Annotated in this window: 19 protein-coding genes; 7 read left to right on the top strand and 12 right to left on the bottom strand. The window is 45.7% G+C overall.

The annotated features are described in order from the left end of the window. Positions 1-255 precede the first annotated feature (255 nt). The 5 genes from ilvD (ACWQ4X_RS10180) (at position 256) to ACWQ4X_RS10160 (ending at position 7,281) form a co-directional block, all read left to right on the top strand. Positions 256-2,085, top strand: a complete 1,830-nt coding sequence (gene ilvD / locus ACWQ4X_RS10180) for a dihydroxy-acid dehydratase (RefSeq protein ID WP_457903556.1) — start codon at positions 256-258, stop codon at positions 2,083-2,085. Between the two features lie 481 nt (positions 2,086-2,566). Then, entirely contained in the window at positions 2,567-4,252 is a 1,686-nt protein-coding gene (ilvD, locus tag ACWQ4X_RS10175) for a dihydroxy-acid dehydratase (RefSeq protein ID WP_457903555.1), read from the top strand. Positions 4,253-4,402: 150 nt separating this feature from the next. Further along, entirely contained in the window at positions 4,403-5,746 is a 1,344-nt protein-coding gene (locus tag ACWQ4X_RS10170; RefSeq protein ID WP_457903554.1) for a hypothetical protein, read from the top strand. Then, a complete protein-coding gene (locus ACWQ4X_RS10165) occupies positions 5,727-6,014 on the top strand; it encodes a chorismate mutase (RefSeq protein ID WP_457903553.1) in 288 nt (95 codons plus the stop codon). Before ACWQ4X_RS10170 ends, ACWQ4X_RS10165 begins: the two co-directional genes overlap by 20 nt. 118 nt (positions 6,015-6,132) lie before the next feature. Then, positions 6,133-7,281 (top strand): DUF1624 domain-containing protein, encoded by a 1,149-nt coding sequence (locus ACWQ4X_RS10160; RefSeq protein WP_457903552.1) that lies wholly within the window; start codon positions 6,133-6,135, stop codon positions 7,279-7,281. 70 nt (positions 7,282-7,351) lie between these two features. On the opposite strand, the gene ACWQ4X_RS10155 is transcribed toward ACWQ4X_RS10160, so the two are convergent. The 4 genes from ACWQ4X_RS10155 to ribF form a co-directional block, all read right to left on the bottom strand. Next, on the bottom strand, positions 7,352-7,834 hold the full coding sequence (locus ACWQ4X_RS10155) for an FKBP-type peptidyl-prolyl cis-trans isomerase (protein ID WP_457903551.1): 483 nt from the start codon (positions 7,832-7,834) through the stop codon (positions 7,352-7,354). Beyond that, on the bottom strand, positions 7,827-8,369 hold the full coding sequence (gene lspA, locus ACWQ4X_RS10150; RefSeq protein ID WP_100242349.1) for a signal peptidase II: 543 nt from the start codon (positions 8,367-8,369) through the stop codon (positions 7,827-7,829). The genes ACWQ4X_RS10155 and lspA overlap by 8 nt, the downstream gene beginning before the upstream one ends. After that, positions 8,362-11,208, bottom strand: a complete 2,847-nt coding sequence (gene ileS, locus ACWQ4X_RS10145) for an isoleucine--tRNA ligase (RefSeq protein ID WP_457903550.1) — start codon at positions 11,206-11,208, stop codon at positions 8,362-8,364. The genes lspA and ileS overlap by 8 nt, the downstream gene beginning before the upstream one ends. A 64-nt stretch (positions 11,209-11,272) precedes the next feature. After that, positions 11,273-12,274 (bottom strand): riboflavin biosynthesis protein RibF, encoded by a 1,002-nt coding sequence (ribF, locus tag ACWQ4X_RS10140; protein WP_457903549.1) that lies wholly within the window; start codon positions 12,272-12,274, stop codon positions 11,273-11,275. 208 nt (positions 12,275-12,482) lie between these two features. Here ribF and ACWQ4X_RS10135 point away from each other — a divergent pair, with 208 nt between their 5' ends. Together ACWQ4X_RS10135 and ACWQ4X_RS10130 are read left to right on the top strand one after the other, a co-directional pair. Next, positions 12,483-13,613 (top strand): SLAC1 family transporter, encoded by a 1,131-nt coding sequence (locus ACWQ4X_RS10135; RefSeq protein ID WP_457903567.1) that lies wholly within the window; start codon positions 12,483-12,485, stop codon positions 13,611-13,613. A 107-nt stretch (positions 13,614-13,720) separates the two neighbouring features. Further along, a complete protein-coding gene (locus tag ACWQ4X_RS10130) occupies positions 13,721-14,290 on the top strand; it encodes a phosphorylase family protein (protein WP_457903548.1) in 570 nt (189 codons plus the stop codon). 50 nt (positions 14,291-14,340) lie between these two features. Here the strand turns inward: ACWQ4X_RS10130 and ACWQ4X_RS10125 are convergent, their stop codons facing one another. From ACWQ4X_RS10125 to ACWQ4X_RS10090, 8 genes are all read right to left on the bottom strand, one after another. Next, positions 14,341-14,964: a TetR/AcrR family transcriptional regulator gene (locus ACWQ4X_RS10125; RefSeq protein ID WP_100242345.1), complete on the bottom strand. Its 624-nt coding sequence runs from the start codon at positions 14,962-14,964 to the stop codon at positions 14,341-14,343. Between the two features lie 290 nt (positions 14,965-15,254). Then, complete coding sequence (locus ACWQ4X_RS10120; RefSeq protein WP_457903547.1) at positions 15,255-16,061, bottom strand: ABC transporter ATP-binding protein; 807 nt, start codon at positions 16,059-16,061, stop codon at positions 15,255-15,257. A 10-nt stretch (positions 16,062-16,071) separates the two neighbouring features. Continuing rightward, a complete protein-coding gene (gene ssuC, locus ACWQ4X_RS10115; RefSeq protein ID WP_457903546.1) occupies positions 16,072-16,887 on the bottom strand; it encodes an aliphatic sulfonate ABC transporter permease SsuC in 816 nt (271 codons plus the stop codon). Continuing rightward, positions 16,887-18,062, bottom strand: a complete 1,176-nt coding sequence (ssuD, locus tag ACWQ4X_RS10110) for an FMNH2-dependent alkanesulfonate monooxygenase (RefSeq protein ID WP_457903545.1) — start codon at positions 18,060-18,062, stop codon at positions 16,887-16,889. The genes ssuC and ssuD overlap by 1 nt, the downstream gene beginning before the upstream one ends. 27 nt (positions 18,063-18,089) lie before the next feature. Further along, complete coding sequence (locus ACWQ4X_RS10105; RefSeq protein WP_457903544.1) at positions 18,090-19,085, bottom strand: aliphatic sulfonate ABC transporter substrate-binding protein; 996 nt, start codon at positions 19,083-19,085, stop codon at positions 18,090-18,092. A gap of 17 nt (positions 19,086-19,102) precedes the next feature. Then, the gene (locus ACWQ4X_RS10100; protein ID WP_457903543.1) at positions 19,103-20,068 is read right to left on the bottom strand and encodes a sulfonate ABC transporter substrate-binding protein; all 966 of its coding nucleotides are present in this window, start codon (positions 20,066-20,068) and stop codon (positions 19,103-19,105) included. 443 nt (positions 20,069-20,511) lie between these two features. After that, positions 20,512-21,864: an amino-acid N-acetyltransferase gene (gene argA, locus ACWQ4X_RS10095; RefSeq protein ID WP_457903542.1), complete on the bottom strand. Its 1,353-nt coding sequence runs from the start codon at positions 21,862-21,864 to the stop codon at positions 20,512-20,514. 131 nt (positions 21,865-21,995) lie between these two features. Next, positions 21,996-22,358 carry an RcnB family protein gene (locus tag ACWQ4X_RS10090; RefSeq protein ID WP_374530746.1) on the bottom strand — a complete coding sequence of 121 codons (363 nt, stop codon included), beginning with the start codon at positions 22,356-22,358 and terminating at the stop codon, positions 21,996-21,998. Positions 22,359-22,596: the final 238 nt, after the last annotated feature.

Raw genomic sequence — 22,596 nt, 5'->3', positions numbered from 1 at the left:
TATTCATGAAAGTTTTGTATTTAATCGGCTGTGTTCGGTTTATAGTAGCTTTATTCAAATTTTCTTTAAGATCATGTGTCGGAATATAGCCTGTGTTGTTGGAATGCAGGAAAGTTGAATGCTGGTTGTCTGTTAAACACTTCGCTGTAGTATGATGTTGCCTATATTTCGACTGATTCAAGATGATCTATCAGTCTTATTTAGCCAGAGTGAATCGCAGATTCATATCAAGCACAAACTTTGTTGGAAGCACACATGCCTGATTATCGTTCAAAAACATCAACACATGGAAGAAATATGGCTGGCGCACGTGGTTTATGGCGTGCAACCGGTATGAAAGATGAAGATTTTGGCAAACCGATTATTGCGGTGGTCAACTCGTTTACCCAGTTTGTTCCGGGCCATGTGCATCTTAAAGATTTAGGGCAACTGGTTGCGCGTGAAATTGAAGCTGCTGGTGGTGTTGCTAAAGAATTCAATACCATTGCCGTGGATGACGGGATTGCGATGGGGCACGATGGCATGCTGTATTCATTGCCATCGCGTGATTTGATTGCGGACTCTGTCGAATACATGGTCAATGCGCACTGTGCCGATGCCATGGTCTGTATTTCAAACTGTGACAAAATTACCCCGGGGATGTTGATGGCGTCGATGCGCTTGAATATTCCAGTGGTATTTGTGTCTGGCGGACCAATGGAAGCGGGTAAAGTTAAAATCCGTGGCAATGAACATGCGATTGATTTGGTTGATGCCATGATTGTGGCGGCAGATGACAGCTTTACCGATGAAGAAGTGGCTGCATACGAACGTTCAGCATGCCCGACTTGCGGTTCATGTTCAGGCATGTTCACGGCAAACTCGATGAACTGTTTGACCGAAGCATTGGGGCTATCGCTTCCAGGTAATGGTTCAACTTTGGCGACGCATGCGAATCGTAAAAAATTATTCGAAAAAGCAGGTCAATTGATCGTTGAAATTACCAAGCGCCATTATGAACAAAACGATTACAGCTTGTTACCACGTTCAATTGCCACCAAAGCAGCCTTTGAAAATGCCATGACCCTTGATATTTCTATGGGTGGTTCAACCAATACCGTTTTACATTTGTTGGCAGCTGCAAATGAAGCTGAAGTTGACTTTACCATGACCGATATTGATCGTTTGTCACGTAAAGTACCTGTGCTGTGTAAAGTTGCCCCAGCCAAACAAGACGTGCACATGGAAGATGTTCATCGTGCAGGTGGCATCATGTCGATCTTGGGTGAATTGGATCGTGCAGGCTTGTTAGACACGTCGGTTCCAACTGTACATGAAAAAACCTTAAAAGATGCCTTGGATAAATGGGACATCATCCGCACTGAAGATGAAGAAGTGTATCAATTCTTCCGTTCAGCACCGGGTGGCGTACCGACACAAACTGCATTCTCGCAAGATCGTTATTACTCACGTTTGGATGGCGACCGTAACAACGGTGTGATTCGTAATGTTGAACATGCTTTCTCTCAAGATGGTGGCTTAGCCGTGCTTTACGGTAACATCGCGCTAGATGGTTGTATTGTGAAAACAGCAGGGGTGGATGATTCCATCTTGAAATTCAACGGCACAGCACGTGTATTTGAAAGCCAAGATGCTGCGGTAGACGCAATTTTGGGTGGCAAAATCACTGCTGGCGATGTGGTGGTGATTCGTTACGAAGGTCCACGCGGTGGTCCAGGCATGCAAGAAATGTTGTATCCAACCAGTTATTTAAAATCCAAAGGTTTGGGTAAAGACTGTGCCTTGTTGACCGATGGTCGTTTCTCTGGCGGATCTTCAGGTCTTTCCATTGGTCACGTTTCGCCTGAAGCGGCTGAAGGTGGTGCGATTGGCTTGGTTGAAGATGGCGATCGTATCGAAATTGATATTCCAAACCGTACCATTCACTTAGCCGTGGATGAAGCGACGATGGCAGCACGCCGTGAAGCTCAAGAAGCCAAAGGCTGGCAGCCTGCTGAACCACGTGCACGTAAAGTATCGAAAGCATTGAAAGCCTATGCCATGCATACCACCAGTGCTTCTAAAGGTGCGGTACGTGAAATTTAATTTGTGATTCTTTTACAGATGAAAAGAGCACTCCATTTGGGGTGCTTTTTTTATTTAAAGGTTCTCTATTCAGCACGATGCTGTCTTAAAGGCGTTGCTTAAATTACCATTTATCACCTTCGGTTCGATCGACTTTTATTTGGCAAAAGTAGGTCGAACTATTGGTCATCCGCAAAACCTGTTTATTTTTGGCATCTAAAAGAATATCTTGAAAAAACAATCCATTTAATAGGCTACTCCTTCGTCTTGCGCTGCGAATAAAAGCAATGCTTTTCTTCTTGCTCAGGTTGTGGATGATGTTTCCGTGTATCCAACAACAGGATATATTCAGGATGAAAATATTAAGACTATTAAGAGATTAGCGGTTATTGACTCGAAAGCCTCATTGTACTTTCATGTATCGCCTACTTTCTATACACTAAAAAAACAGAACAAATAATCCAGACTGTCGCGCATACCAGCCAGCATCAAGGACAAAATAATGAGTAAAGACAATATCCGTGAACATTCAGCGCCCGTTTATGCAGGGATTGAAAATGCACCTGCCCGTTCCATGATGCGTGCCACAGGCTTTCAGGACGCCGATTTTGAACGTCCCTTTGTCGGCATCGCGTCCACTTGGGCCAATGTCACACCGTGCAATATGCATATTGATGCTTTGGCAAGGGAAGTCGAATCTGGAGTGAATACCGCAGGCGGTAAAGGCATTATTTTTAATACCATCACCATTTCGGATGGCATTTCCAATGGTACGGAGGGCATGAAATACTCTCTGCTGTCACGGGAAATTATTGCGGATTCCATTGAAACGGTGATGGGCTGCCAAGCCTATGATGCGGTCATTGCAATTGGCGGTTGTGATAAAAACATGCCAGGTTGCATTATGGGCATGGCACGTTTAAACCGACCTGCGATCTTTATTTATGGCGGTACTATTCAACCCGGTGCAGGGCATACCGATATGATCTCGGTGTTTGAGGCGGTCGGTCAGCATGCCAAAGGTGAAATTAATGCCATTCAGGTAAAACAGATTGAAGAGGTGGCATTGCCGGGACCAGGGTCTTGTGGCGGCATGTATACCGCCAATTCCATGGCATCGGCGATTGAAGCATTGGGCATGAGTTTGCCGGGTTCTTCAGCCCAAGAAGCAGTTTCGGCCGACAAACAGCAGGATTGTTTGCGTGCAGGCGAAGCCATCATGAATCTGCTCAGGTTGGATATTAAGCCGCGGGACATCATGACCAAAGCTGCGTTTGAAAATTCGATTAAAGTCTTGATAGCTTTGGGTGGTTCCACCAATGGCGTGCTGCATTTAATTGCCATGGCACATACCGCGGGTGTCGAGCTGAGTCTGGATGATTTTGTGCGGATTGGTGCAGAGATTCCTGTGGTGGCGGATGTCCGTCCTTCAGGCAAATATCTGATGTCTGAACTGATTGCGATTGGTGGCATTCAGCCTTTGATGAAACGCATGCTGGATGCAGGCATGCTGGATGGCAGTTGTTTAACCGTAACGGGTAAAACCTTGGCAGAAAATCTGGCGGATGTTGAGGATTATCCAGACGGTCAGCAGATCATTCTGCCTTTTGATGCCCCGATTAAAAAAGACTCGCATTTGGTGATTCTGAAAGGCAATTTGTCGCCAACAGGTGCGGTTGCCAAAATCACGGGTAAAGAAGGGCTGTATTTTGAAGGTCCTGCACGGGTGTTTGAAGGTGAAATCAGTGCCATGCGTGGAATCTTGGAAGGGGAAGTCCAAGCGGGAGACGTGGTGGTGATTCGTGGGGTAGGTCCTAAAGGTGGACCGGGCATGCCCGAAATGCTAAAACCGACCTCAGCCATTATTGGTAAAGGCTTGGGCAGTTCAGTCGCATTAATTACAGATGGACGCTTTTCTGGGGGCAGTCATGGCTTCGTAATTGGTCATGTCACACCAGAAGCTTATGAGGGCGGCCCCATTGGTTTGGTGCAAAATGGAGACCGTATCTCAATTAATGCGGAAACCCGAGAGATGACTTGGCATGTTTCAGCGCAGGAAATTGCCGCACGGCAAAACCGTTGGGTCAAGCCAAAACCGAATTATACCCACGGTGCACTGGCGAAGTTTGCTAAACTCACCACTGGGGCGGAAAAGGGTGCAGTGACCGATTTAAATCTGGAACTGTAGTCGATCGGGAAGGGTTGAACATTAAGGCTTGAATTGTGCTACGTTTTGTCCGAAACTTATTGTATTTTAAGACTTTCTGTTCACCACACTGGTTATTTTTCTGCGAACTGGAAACACTTTCACTCGCTATTGCTAGATTAGAGGCAACTCATGTCACTGTTACGCCGTTGGTTCGATCCGATCCGATCGAGATGGTTTTATCAGAAACCAACTCGTCAAGAGGTATTGCCTACGGAGCATGGACTGAATATTCATCTACGTTTGGATGATGTCTACAGTTATCTGGCTGTACAGCAGTTGCCGCAATTGGAAGAAATCCTGAGCGATGAACTCAAACCCTTAAAAGTCATTATTTCCAGTCAAACACCCGCACCGCCGAATCATATGTCTGCGCAGGAATGGCAGCACTATTGCCTGAATGATGCGCAAATTTTATCCAAGCAGCATCGTTTCAGTTTCCATGAAACGCCTGAACAGCCACCTCAAGACGCGATTGCACAGGCGGAAACCATTCTAAGAAATACCCCGCTGCAAGGGCAGGACTTCCTGTATTTGCTGGAAGATGTGTTTCATATGCTGTGGCAGAAGCAATATGGCAAATTGCGCACTTTATATGCCATGGCGAGCAAACATCATCAGGAACAGCACTTTCCAGAACGGGTGTTTAATGATGATGCGGTGCTGGCGAGTTATTTTGAATTTTCTGACCGTAAATATCATGCAGTGGATGATCTGTTACGCTTGACTCGCCGTTTAAAGCGACAAAAATTACTGACGGGCAATCCGATCTTCCTGATTAATCATATTGAATGGCGTGAGCATTTAATCAGTGATGCAGAAGAACTCAATGAAATTCAGGCGCTTGATCCAGAGCTGGATTTGTATATTGCGCTAGAAGACCCGATTTCATGGCTACTCTTGGCGTATATTAAAGAAGAATTGGCAGCCTATTATAATATTCAGTTAACGGTTTATCCGCTCAGTTATCATGGGCGAGACTGGTTTGACTGGAGTCTGGCAACCCGTTTATCCAAACGTACCGAAGTGGCGTTTACCCCATTCTGTCGTCCAACCAAAGAAGCCACCTATGCCATGGCACAGTTGTATTATAGTGTGCCCGAAGAGCAGCGTATTGAAGCAATGCATCGCATTTTGCAGGCAGTGTGGACCCAAGGCAAAGATCTGTCCTTTAAGGCGCACTATCAGGAGCTACAACGCGAGTTGGGCTTAGAGTTGCAAGAAGTGAAGCAAGAAGACATTCAGGCTCAGCTCAAAGAAAATGATGTGCTGTGTGAAATGAAGTCACAACCGGACTTTCCTGTACTGGAATTGCGCATTGATGGGCAAAGCTACACATTTAATAGTTTATATCGGGTCTGGATGATTGAAAGTATTTTCAGTAATGTGTTAGAAGAAAAATATAAAATCGAAAACGAAGCGGATTACTCCCGCTCAATACCAGAAGATAATACCAATGCAGAAAGAGAAATGTGAGTCACTCGAGCAAGTTCGAGACAAAATAGATGTGATTGATCAGCACCTGATTGAGTTAATTACTACCCGCCAGTTTTATGTCGATCAGGCGGTGCGTTTTAAGCGCAATGAGCATGAAGTGCAATCCCCAGAACGGGTGGAACAGGTGATTGCCAAAGTTCGGCAACAAGCCACACAGAAAGGGACCGATCCTGATTTAATTGAACAGATTTATCGGGAAATGATTCAGCACTTTATTCGCCGTGAACTGAAAGAAATTCGCCCATAATTCGTACTTTTATTTTACTGATCTTCACGTTTCAGCGTGCGGAAGAGCGCGCTTGGGTTTCTTTTGGGCTTAAAAGTGCATATCATGTGTAATATTATAACATACCTATATATTTATCATGTCTGCACTTTCTCAACGCCTACAGGCGATTGATGCACTACGTGGGCTGGTCATTCTCATTATGATGGTCGACCATGTCCGTGAAACCTTTTACCTGCATCATCAAGTTCCCGACCCAATGAACATTGAACAGACGGAAGCCAGCTTGTTCTTTAGTCGCATTTTGGCACATCTTTGTGCACCAATTTTTGTAGTGTTGACGGGCTTGTCGGCATATTTATATCAAGCCAAGCACAATAGTTTGCGCATGACCCGTGAGTTTTTGCTCAAACGTGGGCTGTTTTTGGTGGTATTGGAATTGCTGGTGATCAACTTTGCATGGACAGGGCAGTTCCCACCGCAGGTGATTTATCTGCAAGTGATTTGGGCAATTGGCATCAGCATGATTGCTTTGGCGCTACTGATTGGTCTGCCTCAGAAAATTCTATGGTTGATGGCTACATTGATAATTTTCGGGCATAACCTGCTTGATCAACTGTCTTCAGAACAGTTCGCAGGATTCGCACCATTCTGGCTGATTTTGCATGAGCGTGGCTGGATCGAGATTGGCGAGTTTCTAAAACTGCGAACCTCTTATCCAGTCTTGCCTTGGATTGGCGTAATTGTATTGGGTTATGCGCTTGGCAGTTGTTTATTTCAGCCGAGCATTACCGTTCAGCAGCGAAACAAACGCATACTGGGATTCGCTTTTAGTAGTCTGCTGTTGTTTTTCATATTACGCAGCATCAATCTCTACGGTGATCTTCCTTGGCAGACCTTCCCGACGGCACTGCAAACTTTAATGAGCTTCTTTAATCTCACCAAATATCCACCATCTTTATTGTTTATTTTATGGAATCTTGGTGTGGGGCTGTTGTTGTTGCTGGCCTTAGAAAAAGTGCAGCATCGGGCGTGGGTACGTCCCTTAATTATCTTTGGCTCAGTACCGATGTTCTTTTATATTGTGCATTTAATGCTGTTAAAGCTGCTGTATCTGTTTGCTGTCGCTGTATGGGGGCAGAATCACGGTGACTATTTTGGCGTGAATCAGGTCGCCAGCCTTTGGTGGATTGCGATCGTCTTGAGCATCGTGCTTTATCCATTGATGTACTGGTTTTCCAAATTCAAACATCAAAACAAGCAGATTACGCTGTTAAAATATCTCTGATTTAGGTGGATTACCCATAAAAAAACCCTTCATTTGCGAAGGGTTCTTTTATTGCTGTACAAGCCAGCTTTTACATGAATTTCACGCCTTGCTGACCCGCAGGGGTAACTTTGAAGATTTCCACTTCAAAGGTAATGTTTTTACCCGCCAATGGATGGTTAAAGTCCACTTCGGTAATGTCATCACCCACAGATTTCACCACGCCATACAGGCTTTGTTTGGCTTTGTCTTCAAATTCGATCATGTGCCCTTCAACAGGACGCTGTTCAAACTTCACCGTGTCAAACTTTTGCACGTTTTCAGGATTCCATGGTCCAAACGCATCTTCAGGTGGCAGACTGACGGTACGACGGTCGCCCGCACGTAAACCGAATAGGGCTTTTTCAAAACCAGGTAACAAACTGCCATCGCCCATGACCAAGCTGACAGGTTCAGCACGGCTACGGGTATTGTCAATTTCTACACCATTTTCAATGGCAACGGAAAAATGCAGATCAACCTTTGAACCTTGTTCAATACGGGTTTCTTCATTCGGATTAATAAATTCATTCATGGTGTTGCGCATCCGCACGTTTAATTCGATGTTTTTCTAGGAAAAACGTATCTATAAGCAGCAAAATGGTACCCAAGGTAATCGCGCTGTCGGCAAGGTTAAATGCAGGGAAATGACTATTGTTGTAATAGACATGAATAAAATCGACCACATAACCCAAGGTCACGCGATCAATTAAATTGCCTACAGCACCCCCTAAAATCAGGGCAATTGCCATCGGTAAAATGGTGACAGTCTTAGGCATTCGCATCAGCCAAAACACGAAAATCACCGAAACCAAAGCTGCAAGTGAGGTAAAGAAATAACGTTGCCAGCCGCCGGCATCGGACAAGAAACTAAAGGCTGCGCCATAGTTATGTAGCAAGGTCCAATTTAAAAAAGGCAGCACAGGTACCGGATCTGCATAATTCAGATGGGTTGAGGCAATCCACTTGGTCCATTGATCTAACACAATGGCCAAAATCGATAACCCCACCCACAGCAAATTGTGTGGGTAGAATTGAAACAGGCCCGCTTTCTGTTGTGGATTAGGCATATTTTCTCTCTTCGCCTTGACCAGTAGGGAGGTTAATAATACAACGTGCGCATAGACCTGGATGTTCGTGATGTGTATTCACATCAGGTAGCACATGCCAGCAACGTGCACATTTTTCACCTTCCGCAGCTGAAACTTTCACGCGTAAACCGTCTAGATCAGATTCCTGACCTTGAGCCGCATCAAAAGCAGATACCTGTACTTGTGAGGTAATCAGAACAAAGCGCAATTCGTCGCCTAAACGATCCAGTACTGCTTTCAACTCTTCATTTGCCCACAATTCGACTTTGGCAGACAAGTTAGAGCCGACCAGTTTTTCGTTACGCGCAACTTCAATGTGCTTGTTCACCGCAGATTTCACCGCGATCAGGGTTTGCCAATCGGATTCAGACAACAAGTTTGCAGTCGATGCCACTGGAATGTCGTACCACTCTGAAGTGAACACGTATTTCTCAGTTTGTTCTGGAATGAGTGGCCATGCTTCTTGTGCAGTAAAGCTCAAGATTGGTGACATCCAGCGCACAAAGGCTTGAACCAAGTGATACAACGCAGTTTGCGCAGAATGACGAGCTTGCGAATCCGCTTTGGTGGTGTACTGACGGTCTTTGATGATGTCGAGGTAGAAACCACCCAAGTCATTAATACAGAAGTTGGTCAAGGCATTGGTGACGATATGGAAGTTCATATCTTCATAAGCTTGTTGAATGGTTTTTTGTACATCTGCCGCACGTTGCAAGATGTATTGATCCAGTGCGATCAATTGATCGACAGGCAGGGCATCCGTCGATGGTTTGAAACCATTCAAGTTTGCCAATAAGAAACGCAAGGTATTACGAATACGACGGTAGCCGTCCGATGCACGGCTAAAGATTTCTTTACCAGCCGTCATTTCATAACGGTAATCGGCAGAGGCAATCCAGAAACGTAAACCGTCTGCACCCATGTCTTTAATGATGTCTTGCGGGGTGATGATGTTGCCCAAAGATTTTGACATCTTACGGCCTTTTTCATCCACCACGAAGCCATGTGTTAACAAGCCTTTGTATGGGGCACGTTGATTGATGGCCACAGAGGTCAACAATGAAGACTGGAACCAACCACGGTGCTGGTCTGAACCTTCAAGATACAAATCTGCTGGATCGGTCAGTTCTTCACGCTCACGCAGGACTGCATAGTGCGTTGTGCCTGAGTCGAACCACACGTCTAAGGTGTCGCGTACGCAGTTATAGTGTTCTGCTTCATCCCCGATAAAGTCTTTGGCGTCACGGTTGTACCATGCGTCAATGCCTTCTTGTTCGATCAGTAACGCAACTTCTTCGATCAGCTCGGCAGTACGTGGATGCAGTTCATTGGTGTCTTTATGCACGAAGAACGGGATTGGCACGCCCCAGGTACGTTGACGTGAGATACACCAGTCAGGACGACCTTCGATCATCGCTTGAATACGGTTTTTACCCCAATCAGGCACGAAGCTGATTTCATTTTCAATCGCATTCAATGCGCCTTGGCGTAAGCCTTTGGCATCCATGCTGATAAACCATTGTGGTGTCGCACGGAAGATAATCGGGGTTTTATGGCGCCAGCAGTGTGGATAGCTATGCTTGATTGGCTTATGTGCCCACAGTTTGCCTGCCTCGCTTAAAGCCGCCATGATTTGAGGGTTGGCTTTGTAAATATGCTCGCCCGCAAAAATTGGAGAGGTCGGTAGGTAGACACCGTTGCCGCCAACTGGATTGTCAACTTTTAAGTTATAGAGTAAGCCAACTTTATAGTCGTCCACACCATGACCTGGAGCAGTATGCACTGCACCTGTACCGCTGTCTGCGGTCACGTGTTCGCCTAAAATTACAGGGACTTGGCGCTCTGCGATCAGCGGGTGTTGCAGGCTGACATGCTCAAGTTTATTGCCTGTGAATTCAGCCAAGACTTCAACGCTGTTAAAACCATAACGTTCAGTTGCAGATTCAACTAAGTTTTTCGCCAAGATGAAGTTTTGTGGTTCTTTCTCTTCACCACGGGCTTTGACCAACTGATATTCAAGTTCAGCATGGAAGGCAACCGCTTGGTTGGCAGGTAAAGTCCAAGGGGTGGTGGTCCAGATCACGATGTCTGTGCGGTCAGTAACTTCTACACCTAGACGTGCAGACAGGTCTGCCAAGTCCACCACGCTAAAGCCAACATCAATCGCGTCTGATTTTTTGTCTTCGTATTCAACTTCTGCTTCAGCCAGTGCTGAACCACAGTCCAAACACCAGTTCACCGGTTTAAGACCCGGCTCGATATGACCAGCCTTGGCAATGGCACCGACAGAACGTACGATGTCTGCTTCTTGCTTGAAGTTCATGGTCAAGTAAGGATTGTCCCAATCGCCAAACACACCCATGCGCACGAAGTCTTTTTTCTGTAATTCGACTTGGGTATAAGCATATTCGCGGCAGGCTTTACGGAAAGTCGAAGCATCCACTTTGACACCGACTTTACCGACTTTTTCTTCAACTTTGAGTTCAATCGGCAGACCGTGACAGTCCCAGCCTGGTACATAAGGGGCATCGAAACCATCCAGCACGCGGCTTTTAATAATAATGTCTTTCAGGACTTTGTTGACCGCATGGCCCAAGTGAATCTGACCATTGGCATACGGAGGGCCATCATGCAGCACATATTTTTTCTTGCCAATACGCGATGCGCGAATCTGCTGATAAATGTTGTCGGCATACCACTCTTCTAACCATTTTGCTTCACGTACTGCGAGATTTGCTTTCATTGCAAATTCAGTACCTGGGAGGTTTAGTGTGGCTTTATAATCCACTGCATTTTCAGGAGTTTGCTTATCGCTCATGCAAGATGTCTTCCAATTTAATCAGCTTTAAGACTGACGCGTTCTACATTAAATTTTTCGGTGTTTAAAAGGGAAAAGTTGAGTTGTTGCGACGAAACTCAAGCAGTTTCTCCACATCATCATCAATTCCCGCTTTCAGTGCTTCCAGCGAAGGGTAGTTCTTTTCACCATGTAAATAGTTCAAGAAAGTGACCCGCATTAACAAGCCATACAGATTAGCAGAAACATTGGGGAAATGTACTTCTAATCGCCATTCTGGATGTTCTTGTTGGATGGCAGGTCGGGTACCGACATGCCCCGCACCAAACAAAGCCGTTGCCTGATAACCCAAAACTCCTTTTTGTTCAGGGTTATCTTGTACGACTTTGTCTTGTAAAGAAATGGTTTCACAAATCACGTCTACGCCATAAATCCCTTGTAAACAGGGCCTATGACGGTTTAAACGGACATTAATGGTTGGAAAATCAAGGGTACGTCCAATTTGGTCACCATATTGGACACGACCCGTAATACTGTAAGGGCGTCCCAGCAGTTGAGCTGCTAAAGCCAAATCGCCAGCTTGCAGGGTCTGGCGAATACGGGTTGAACTGACGCGTTCACCATGCAAGGAAATGGTGGTCAAGTTGGTGACTTGGAAGCCATAGTTGCGTAGATATTCACTATTGCCTTGGCGATTTTTGCCAAAATGGAAGTCATCCCCCAAGACCAAATGCGCAGCATTGAGTTGCTGCTTGAGGATATTGGCAAAGGCTTCGGCACTTAAACCACGGAAGGACTGATCAAATTTGGCAACGGCAATATAGTCCACGCCCAGTTCAGTTAAATATTCAACTTTTTCACGCAGCGAACTAATACGTGGCGGCGCTTCATAGCCTTGGAAAAATTCCAGTGGTTGCGGCTCAAAGATCATGACCAAGGTTTTGAGTTGTTGTTGTGCAGCAACCTGTTTCAGTTGCTGGATCATGGCCTGATGCCCCAAATGCACACCGTCAAAATTACCAATAGTCACAGCGGTTTTGGCTAATTGAAAGTCTGGCGCTAAAGCATTCAGGCGGAGCAGCTTCATGGGCTAATCAATAAATGAAAAATAATCAGGCTTATATATTGCCATATTCTGTTCGTTTCGTCTTGTTGTTGTGTTTTTACCCAGAAAAATTTATGAAAGCATTGCTTAATTATCAATAAAAATGATTTTAAAAATTTAAAATAATCAATTTTGCTTATTTTAAATGCACAGTATGATCAAAGGAACTTCTCAAGTGGGTCGTCGTCCAATGAAAAAGCCCTTCTATCAATTACCGCAATGGCATGATCTGATTCGTCAGTTTACCCCGAACTGGTTTACGGTGTGCATGGGCACAGGCATTGTTTCGATGGTTCTTGCAGAGTTGCAGGGGCTACATGCTTGGTTTTGGCAATTGGGCGCAGGGCTATGGCAGTTGAATCTGATGCTGTTTGCAATGTTCAGTACTTTATATGGCTTGCGCTGGGTGCTGTATCCACAAGAAGCCAAACAAATTTTCCAACATCCGAGCATGAGTCTGTTTCTCGGTACCATTCCCATGGCGTTGGCCACTCTGATCAATGGCAGCTTGAAATTCGGGTTGGTGTTATATGGTACAGCTGTTGTCGGCATTGCTGAGTGGCTGTGGTATATCGATGTAGGCTTGGCGCTGCTGGTTGCGTTTGTGGTGCCCTTTTGCATGTTCAGTTGTCAGCGCCATCAATTACAGAATATGACCGCCATTTGGCTGTTACCGATTGTGGCGTGTGAAGTCGCAGCAGCTTCTGGTGCAGTGTTGTTGGCGCATCTGCCAGCAAGTCCGCATGCCGTGAACATTTTATTTGGCAGTTATCTGTTGTGGGGTGTTTCGGTTTTTCCTGCCGTGTTGATTTTAGGCATTCTCTTCTTACGGTTGGCATTGCATCAATTACCGAGTCAGGAATTGGCAATGACAGGCTGGTTAGCGGTTGGACCGATTGGTACGGGTGCATTGGCTTTATTGCTGTTGGGACAGCAAGCCCCTCATGTGTTACAAGCGCTGCATTTCGTAGGTTTGGGTGAGTTTCTGTATCAAGCGGGTTTAGTGGGCAGTTTGTTATTGTTGGGTTTTGGAATGTGGTGGCTCGGCATGGCAATACTAATGACTCTGAAGCATGTCGGTGCTCAGTTGACCTTTAATTTGGGATGGTGGGGCATGACTTTCCCATTGGGCGTCTTCTGTTTAGCCACGTTACAACTTGCACAGCAATTACAACTGAATGGCTTGCAAAATATCGGTTATGGCCTAGCGGCTTTATTGCTGCTGTTATGGGGTTTGGTGATGAGCAAAACCGTGGCAGGGTTTTATGCGGGACGATTATTTTTCTCTCCATGTTTGAATCTATATTTGCAACAGAAATAGCGCTTACACAGGGGGGCAAATGACCGAGCTTGCCAGAAAGTGAGGCATCATTTGCACCCCGTGTGTTTTTGATTTTTAATAGCACAGTTTTGTTTTGAGTAGCTGCGATGAAATCTTCTTTGGCGCTGATTATGGCTTTACCGAATGAGTCAAAAGGCTTGTTTGAACAGGCACAGATTGATGTGCATTACAGCGGTATTGGTAAAGTCAATGCGGCATTTAAAGCCTTTGAAGTGATTCAGGCAACAGGCTGTAAAACCCTGTTAAATTTGGGCAGCGCAGGCAGTTCCCATTTTGATCGTCACGCCTTGGTCGAAGTCACTAGCTTTGTACAACGCGATATGGATGTATCTCCGCTCGGCTTTGAGGTTGGGGTAACGCCCATGGATCAGGACCATCCTGCAGCCATTGATTTAGAACCTTATTTTGCTCATTTACCAAAAGGCGTGTGTGGAACAGGGGATAGCTTTGAGATTGGTCAGCCGAAAGTACCGTGTAATCTGGTCGATATGGAAGGCTATGCCATGGCTAAAGTCTGTAAAAAACTCGGAGTGCGTTTAATTTCGGTGAAATATATTACCGATGGTGCAGACGATGCAGCACACCTAGATTGGGAAGAGAATTTGATGCTGGGGGCGCAAAAGTTATTGTCGCTCTATCAGTCTTTAGAGGCTTAACTGGCTCGGCGACCATAGTGATCTATGGTCGTATGCCAAAATATGAAGGGTTAGGTGCTTTGTTCGCGCGGTAAAATGCCGTAGAGCATCATATGCACGGTATGTTGAATCACCCGTTGTTGCATACTGCGGTTGCGTAAAGTTTTACCCGTGACCATTTCCATCTGCGTTGAGAAGTCCGCATAGTTTTGCGTCACTGCCCAGATGTTCAGAATCAGCAATTCAGGATCGATGTCTGCAGAAATTTTGCCTTGCTCTTGCCACATGCTAATCACTTTGGCTTTGCGCTTCACCAGTTTTTTCAGTGGACCTTTCAGGATCTCTAAAATGTGTGGTGCACCTTGAATAATTTCCAAGGCAAATAAACGCGACGCTTTCGGTTGAGTGCGTGACAGCTCAATTTTTTGCATTAAATAATTGGTGATCGCTTCCGTTGGCTCTAATTCTGCTTCTAGCATTTGTAGAGGTGCTAACCATTTTTGTAGAACCGTTGTTAGCACTTCAACATATAAGGCTTCTTTATTTTCATAGTAATAGAAAATGTTCGACTTATGCATTTCTGCCAGTTGAGCGATTTCATCTAAACTAGCCCCGTTAAATCCATATAAGGAAAAAACATCAAGTGCGGCATTCAGCAATTGATGGCGTTTTTGAGTACTCTTTTTTTGTTCCATTCGTCGCTTAAAAAAATTCAGGGAAGGGTAAATTGTACGGCAAATCAGCAGATTTGTGCATCAAGAAATCAGGTAATTTGATGAAATAGCATATTTTCAGGGTGAAAAAACAGTGCGCCATTTCACATTCACACTCTTGAAAAAATTAAATGGACAGATGTATAGGAAAACGCATCAATTTGGGTCGTTTTCCTCGCTAAATGTGACAGTTTTATGACAACGCTATGGTCGCTGGTGCTGACTTAGGATGGTGCGTTTGGCTCCAAGTTTGCATTGGAGCCAAGGTCTGCTCAGGTCGCCAAAACTGCATTGAGGACGTGTTGTTCGAGTTCAGCAAACTGAATGTTTTTTTCACGCGGACGAGGCAGGTCCACCTGAAATTGGCGTGCGATATGACCCCGATCCAGCAAGATAATACGGTCTGCCAGTTGCACCGCTTCACTGACATCATGCGTGACCAGAATCGCGGTAAAGCCTTGTTCCCGCCATAATTGTTCAATCAGATTCTGCATTTCCAAACGAGTTAAGGCATCTAGCGCACCAAGCGGTTCATCCAGCAAGAGCACCCGTGGTTGATGGGAGAGGGCACGTGCCAGTGCAGTACGTTGGCGTTGCCCCCCCGAAAGCTGTGTAGGCCAAAGTGCCGCTTTTTCTTTTAAACCCACTTTTTCCAGCAATGCAGTGGCATGTGGGTGCGCAGTTTTCTCCAGTCCAAGATGCACGTTTTGTTCAATGCTGCGCCAAGGAAGTAGGCGCGGGTCTTGGAACATTACGCGGATATCATCACTGGTAATACCTTCACGTAAGTGGCGTGCCGATTTAAATTTGATTTCTCCATAACTGGGTTGCTCAAGGTCTGCAATGAGTCGTAATAGGGTGCTTTTGCCACAACCACTACGCCCGACGATTGCCAGAAATTCACCCGGTTGGATGTGCAAGTCTAAATCTTCCAAGACTTTGACATCACCATAAAATTTGTGCAGTTGTTCAATCAAAATTTCTGCACCCAGTACTGCATTGGGCTGGATATCAGCATGCGGAATTTTCGCTGGCTGAATCTGCTCGGCAACATGTTGGCCGATACTGAGATCTGTCATGTTCTGCTCCTTATTTTTGATAGCCAGGGTGCCAGCGTATTAAGTATTTTTCTAAGTTCACTGCAAGGACATCTGCCAGTTTACCCAATAGGGCGTAGAGTAAGATGCCGACCAGAACCACATCGGTCTGTAAAAACTCGCGAGCATTCATGGTCATGTAGCCAATGCCAGCTTGGGCAGAAATGGTTTCTGCAACAATCAGCAGTACCCAGACCAAGCCCAGTGCAAAACGTAAGCCGACCAAAATAGAGGGCATTGCCCCAGGTAAAATAATGTTTTTATACAGTTCCCAGCGACTGAGTCCGTAACTTTTGCCCATTTCAATCAGTTGCGGATCGACCGAACGAATGCCATGGTAGGTGTTGATATAAATTGGGAAAAACACCCCAACCGCCACCAAAAATAACTTTGCCGTTTCATCAATCCCGAACCAGAGAATCACCAGTGGAATCAGCGCCAAGGCAGGGATATTACGAATCATTTGTAAGGTGGTATCCAGCAGGATCGATGCTGTTTTGGATGAACCATTCAGTAGTCCTAACAGCAAACCTAGACCGCCACCAATCGCCAGACCGAGCAAGGCGCGTCCTGCGCTGACTTTGACATGGTGCCAAAGTTCACCACTGATCAGTAAATGCCAGAATGCACTAACTACTGCTGTGGGTGCAGGTAAAATTCGACTTTGTAGCAGACCTGTGCTGGAAGCAATTTGCCAGATCAAAATCAATAAAAATGGGAACAACCAAGGCAGAAAACGCTGCCCAAGTTTTGTTCCACGTGAAACTTTCCGCGTAGGGAAAGTTTCAGCCGCAGTAATTTTGGACATTAAGCCGACTCCTGAATGGGGCGCGAAGCCGTGGTCTGATTAGGGACATAATTGTTCGCGACAATTTCGCCAAAGGGTCCAGTTAAATTCGGTTGCGACAATTTCTTGCGGGTTTCTAGAGGCAAGAGCGGGAACACCAGTTCGGCAAAGCGAATTGATTCTTCCAAATGCGGATAGCCAGAAAAGATAAAGGTGCTAATGCCTAAATCGGCATATTCCTGAATTCGATCTGCTACGGTTTGCGGGTCGCCCACCAATGCTGTTCCTGCACCGCCACGCACCAGTCCAACCCCAGCCCATAGGTTTGGAGAAACTTCGAGTTTAGTACGATCGCCATTATGTAGTTCGGCCATGCGTCGTTGACCTACAGAGTCCATTTGCTTGAATTTTTGCTGTGCTGCGGCAATGGTCACATCATCGACATACTGAATCAGTTCATTGGCGGCTGTCCATGCTTCCTCATTGGTTTCACGCACAATCACATGTAGACGAATACCGTAGTTGAGTTGGCGTCCTTTTGCGGCTGCTTTCGCACGGACAGTTGCAATTTTTTCTTTGACAGCTGCAGGGGGTTCACCCCACGTTAAATAGGTATCGACTTGTTCGGTGGCCAGCTCAATCGCAGCATCCGAAGAACCGCCAAACCATAAAGGCGGGTAGGGCTGTTGCACAGGCGGATAGAGCAACTTGGCATCATCAACTTTTAAGTGTTCGCCATGAAAACTGAAAGATTCACCCGTATGCGAACGGGTCAGAATTTCACGCCAGATTTTGGTGTATTCACTGGCCGTTTCATAACGTGAGGCATGATCTTCATAAATGCCATCGCCTTTAAGTTCTTGTTCGTCACCCCCCGTCACCAGATTGAGCAACACACGTCCATTAGAGAGTCGGTCAAAGGTTGCCGCCATACGCGCAGCCAATGCAGGCGTGGTCACCCCTGGGCGTAATGCCACTAAAAATTTCAAATTCTGGGTAGCATCAATCAAACTTGCGGCAGTAATCCATGGATCTTCACATGAACGTCCAGTTGGAATCAGCACACCTTCATAGCCTAAATTGTCTACCGCCACTGCAATTTGCTTCATATAAGCATGATCGACTTGACGCGCGCCTTTGCTGGTGCCTAAATAACGACTGTCACCATGGGTGGGAATAAACCAGAAAATTTTCATTATCAATATCCTTACAAATTTTACAGATTAGTGAGCTTTTGGTGCTGTCCAAACCGTGGTTTGAACTTGAATATTTTTCGGAATCAATTGAACCTGTTGGAACAGATCCGCAATCTGTTGCTGTGCCTGTACCACTTCAGGGCTTAAGGTCTGAATTGGAGACGGCTTCAGGCGTTTATCAATCACACGCTGGGCAATCGTGGTTTGCAAACCTGTACTTTGGGTGTATACGCTTAAGGCTTTTGGCTGATTGTTTAAGACCCATTGATCTGCCTGATTTAAGCCATGTAAAAACTGCGTTGTGGCTTGTGGATGTGCCGCGATAAATTTCGGATTACCGATATAGAACGAATAGGTTTTTGGGAAAGCCGTCCCATCAATCAGCACTTGGGCAGGCGCATCTTGTTCGGCAGCACTGAGGTAGGGTTCCCAAATTGCCCAAGCATCCACCGACTGTTTGTCAAAGGCGGCACGCGCATCCGCTGGAGGCAACCAAATGGGTTGAATGTCCTGCCAGCTGAGACCTGCTTTCTGCAAAATTTTTGCCAGCAATTCATGTGCACTCGAGCCTTTTTGTACCGCAATGCGTTTGCCTTTTAACTCCTGAATAGACTGAATGGCACTGCCTTTTGGAATCAGTAGGGCTTGGGAATTGGCAGGCACCAACTCATAACCGACATAACTCAAATCTTTCCCTGCGGCTTGGGCGAAGATCGGCGGAGTGTTGCCTACGGCACCAAAATCAATCGCACCCACTGCTAAAGCTTCTAGCATTTGCGGTCCTGCAGGGAACTCTTTCCATTCAATTTTGGCGTGCGGAAACTCCTGTTCAAACAACTTCTGCTGACGTGCTACCAATAAATTTAGGGAAGATTTTTGGTAACCAATCGCGAGCGTATCTACGGCTTTAGCCGTGTTTTGGTCAACTGCTTGGCTTTGGCTTGATTCAGATTTTTGGCAGGCACTGAGCGAAAGGATGAGTGCGGTAATACCAGCGAAAGTTATTGTTTTCAGTGTATTCATTTTGCTGTTCCTGAATATTATGGTGTCGTTTTTAAAATGGCGGTTTGAATGTCAATTTTGTGGGGAATCAGCTTTTGTTGATAAAAGGCATCCGCGACAAATTGTTGTTGTTGGGCAACCTCAGTGGAGATCGGCTGCACCCCAAATCCCATCCGCGAGATGGAACGGCTTAAGACGTCGATGGGTAAGCCCGTCGGTTGTTGTAATAGTTGCGCTGCTTGTGCTTGATGTTGAGCAACCCAAGTGGTGGTCTGATTGAGTTCATTCACCACGGTTTTTAAAATGTCAGGATGTTGCTGTGCAAATTTGCGATCTGCCAAGTAAAACTGATGGTTATTGACCAGCTTGTCCCCTGTAGCAAGTACTCGTGCGCCTAACTGCTGTTCGGCAGCCGCAAAGAACGGGTCCCAAATTACCCAAGCATCAACTGCACCACGTTCAAAAGCGGCACGTGCATCCGCAGGAGGGAGGTACACCACTTGAATATCGGAGAGTTTAAGTTGATTGGCTTCAAGCACTTTAAGCAACAAATAATGCACATTGGAGCCTTTGTTCAGCACCACGCGTTTGCCTTTCAAATCTTGAATGCTTTTCAGGTTTGAATTTTTCGGCACAATCAGTGCTTCAGCTAATGGCGCTGCTGGTTGATTGGCGACATAAACCAAATTGGAATTGGCGGCTTGGGCAAAAATTGGAGGGGCTTCACCTGCTTCACCCAACGCCACACTGCCGACATTTAAGCCTTCTAATAATTGTGGACCTGCAGGAAATTCGACCCACTTCACTTGCACGCCTTGCGCTGCCAAGGCTTTTTCTAAAGTGCCACGCTCCTTCACAATTGGTAAGATGCCGTACTTTTGAAAACCAATGTTTAAGGTGATGGTTTCTGCTTTTTGTGGGCTACAAGCCGCCATGAACATACTGCCTGCCACAACAGTCAAAACAATCCATGGACGTGCTGTAGTAGAAAGAGGCTTGCTCATGATGGTGATACTCCGCAAAAGATAAGGATGGATATAAGCTTGTGCAGATACGCTATAGCGCTTTCTTATGCGAAAAAAATAAAAAAATAGGGATTGGTCATGAAAAAAAAAGATAAATCAAAAGCTGCAAAACTTAGTGCAAAAACTGATTTAGCAAAAAGATAAAATATAAATTTATATTGATTTAATTATATGAAAATATTGGATTTATTTTTTATTGAACAGCTTTGGATAAGCTTATATCGTGAATGTATATAGCATCAGCAGCAGTTCAGCAGCTTGCCAGATATACAAAGCATAAATCCTGCTAAATCAGTGATCGGATCAACTCAGAAAATTAACCCTATTGAAAGGAAGTCGCATTAGGGCTTTACCAAAATCATGGTGATCTGGGTAAAGCATTTTTATGTGTGGATAGGGGATTCGTGTAATGCGCTGTGCATTTAAATCTGCTTTTTAAATACCAAGGAATTGCGTTGATAGTTATACAGGGCTTGGCGTGCATTCGGGAGTTCATCGACGTTGGCCGTTTCGAAACCATGTTCTAGGAACCAATGTGCGGTACGCGTAGTGAGTACAAATAATTGCTGTATGCCCAGACTGCGCGCTTTATCTTCCAGATAATGTAGGATTTGGCTGCCACGATTCGATTTACGGTAGCTTGGATGCACCGCGACACAGGCAATTTCGGCAGAGCGTAACTCATTGTCTTGAGCAGGAATCGGATACAGGGCTGCACAGGCGAGAATCATACCGTCGCGTTCAATCACGGCAAACTGTTCGATTTCCGTTTCCAGTCGTTCCCGTGAGCGATAGACCAAAATCCCGTCTTCTTCCAGCGGGCGCAGTAAATTGATCAGTCCACCCACATCCTGAATATTCGCCATACGCACATCTTCATAATGTGCATCCGTCACCAGCGTGCCTGAACCATCACGGGTAAACAGTTCTTCCAGTAAAGCACCATCATAAGTATAGGAAATCAGATGCACGCGATGCACGCCTTTGAGAGAGGCAATTTGTGCATTGCGTAACTGTTGCGCCAATTCTGGATTGGTATCTTGCGATTGCGCAATATATTGATCCAGCCGTTGTGGGGTAATCTCACGCTGTAATTGACCTTGAGCATTCTGCAAACCGTGTTGCTTGCCCAGAAAAATCAATTTATCAGCTTTTAAGCTGATGGCGGTTTTGGTCGCAACTTCTTCAGCAGGTAAGTTGAAGACTTCACCCGTGGTGGAATAACCCACAGGTCCGAGCATCACAATATTGTGTTGTTGCAGGTGCTTCTGAATCGCATCGGTATCGACACTGCGCACTTCACCTGTGAGTTGGAAATCAATGCCATCGCGAATTCCATAGGGTTTGGCGGTAATAAAATTGCCCGAAACTACATCAATGCGTGCACCATACATGGGGGAGTTGGCAAGCCCCATGGACAGTAAAGCTTCGATTTGCAGGCGAATGGAGCCGACGGCATTCATGACACAGCCCAGCGACTCACGCGTGGTGATACGACGGTGTTGATGGAATGGGGTGCTCAGGCCGCTGCTGTTTAAATTCTGGTTGATTTGTTGACGCGCACCATGCACCAGAATCAGTCGAATGCCGAGGGAATTGAGCAAGGCAATATCATGGATAATATGTTGAAAATTTTCATGCTGTACCGCTTCACCATCAAACATGATCACGAAGGTTTTGTTGCGGTGGGCATTGATGTAGGGTGCAGAATGTCGAAACCAGTGCACATATTGTAAGGTTGTGCTTTGTGATACATCGTTCGAATTCGCTTGCATGCCTATCTCAAAAAATTTGAATCAATAGTCGATTTTAATCAAAAAAATGGCAGGCGAACAATCTTAGATAAAAAAACACCTTAACTTGCGCTAAGGTGCCGAGGGAAGGGAATTCACACGAGAAGAAAAGATTAGCCAATAATATGCAGGATGCGGTTGTTACGCTCGTTGACTAAGACGTAATCGCCGTTAATTTTGTACCATTGCTGATTACGCGCAGGTTTGTGTAAGCGCTTTGCATCACGATAATCTACCGCATAGCGGGATGAGTCATAACCGCGTGGGAGGGTTTGACCGACGCGCCAATCACGGCTTGGGTTAATACGTTGATAGCGCTTGTCATTCCAGCGACCATCTTCTTTTTTCCAGTCACGGTCATGCTGTTCGGCATAGTGGCGTTCATCATAACGATGCTCATAGGCAGGCGCTGCAATTGCAGATGCGGTCACCGCGGTACCCAAGGTAAAAATAACAGCAGAAACGAATTTATTCATGATGTACCTCAATGTTTGTTGATGTGTTCCGATGAGATAAAGGTAGCGAACAACAGCAGAGAAATAATGAGAGCACTATTATGCAAATGTGAATTTGATGGAGAAAAAACGAAGATTGTAAATGCTTGCCACATAAGGGATACAAGCAAATCAGGCAATCAGGCTCGACCAAGGAGAGCGATGGATCACCAAAGGGTAGACATAAAAAAAGCCAGTCTAGAGATGAGCCAGACTGGCG

Source organism: Acinetobacter sp. NigerLNRRAM0016 (assembly GCF_054112845.1).
Note: the sequence above shows the minus strand (reverse complement) of the source record. Positions and strands in the feature narration are given on the sequence as shown.

Coding starts and splice junctions, on each gene's coding strand:
- ilvD (WP_457903556.1), top strand. CDS start 256: ATGCCTGATTATCGTTCAAAAACATCAACACATGGAAGAAATATGGCT.
- ilvD (WP_457903555.1), top strand. CDS start 2,567: ATGAGTAAAGACAATATCCGTGAACATTCAGCGCCCGTTTATGCAGGG.
- ACWQ4X_RS10170 (WP_457903554.1), top strand. CDS start 4,403: ATGTCACTGTTACGCCGTTGGTTCGATCCGATCCGATCGAGATGGTTT.
- ACWQ4X_RS10165 (WP_457903553.1), top strand. CDS start 5,727: ATGCAGAAAGAGAAATGTGAGTCACTCGAGCAAGTTCGAGACAAAATA.
- ACWQ4X_RS10160 (WP_457903552.1), top strand. CDS start 6,133: ATGTCTGCACTTTCTCAACGCCTACAGGCGATTGATGCACTACGTGGG.
- ACWQ4X_RS10155 (WP_457903551.1), bottom strand. CDS start 7,834: ATGAATGAATTTATTAATCCGAATGAAGAAACCCGTATTGAACAAGGT.
- lspA (WP_100242349.1), bottom strand. CDS start 8,369: ATGCCTAATCCACAACAGAAAGCGGGCCTGTTTCAATTCTACCCACAC.
- ileS (WP_457903550.1), bottom strand. CDS start 11,208: ATGAGCGATAAGCAAACTCCTGAAAATGCAGTGGATTATAAAGCCACA.
- ribF (WP_457903549.1), bottom strand. CDS start 12,274: ATGAAGCTGCTCCGCCTGAATGCTTTAGCGCCAGACTTTCAATTAGCC.
- ACWQ4X_RS10135 (WP_457903567.1), top strand. CDS start 12,483: ATGAAAAAGCCCTTCTATCAATTACCGCAATGGCATGATCTGATTCGT.
- ACWQ4X_RS10130 (WP_457903548.1), top strand. CDS start 13,721: ATGAAATCTTCTTTGGCGCTGATTATGGCTTTACCGAATGAGTCAAAA.
- ACWQ4X_RS10125 (WP_100242345.1), bottom strand. CDS start 14,964: ATGGAACAAAAAAAGAGTACTCAAAAACGCCATCAATTGCTGAATGCC.
- ACWQ4X_RS10120 (WP_457903547.1), bottom strand. CDS start 16,061: ATGACAGATCTCAGTATCGGCCAACATGTTGCCGAGCAGATTCAGCCA.
- ssuC (WP_457903546.1), bottom strand. CDS start 16,887: ATGTCCAAAATTACTGCGGCTGAAACTTTCCCTACGCGGAAAGTTTCA.
- ssuD (WP_457903545.1), bottom strand. CDS start 18,062: ATGAAAATTTTCTGGTTTATTCCCACCCATGGTGACAGTCGTTATTTA.
- ACWQ4X_RS10105 (WP_457903544.1), bottom strand. CDS start 19,085: ATGAATACACTGAAAACAATAACTTTCGCTGGTATTACCGCACTCATC.
- ACWQ4X_RS10100 (WP_457903543.1), bottom strand. CDS start 20,068: ATGAGCAAGCCTCTTTCTACTACAGCACGTCCATGGATTGTTTTGACT.
- argA (WP_457903542.1), bottom strand. CDS start 21,864: ATGCAAGCGAATTCGAACGATGTATCACAAAGCACAACCTTACAATAT.
- ACWQ4X_RS10090 (WP_374530746.1), bottom strand. CDS start 22,358: ATGAATAAATTCGTTTCTGCTGTTATTTTTACCTTGGGTACCGCGGTG.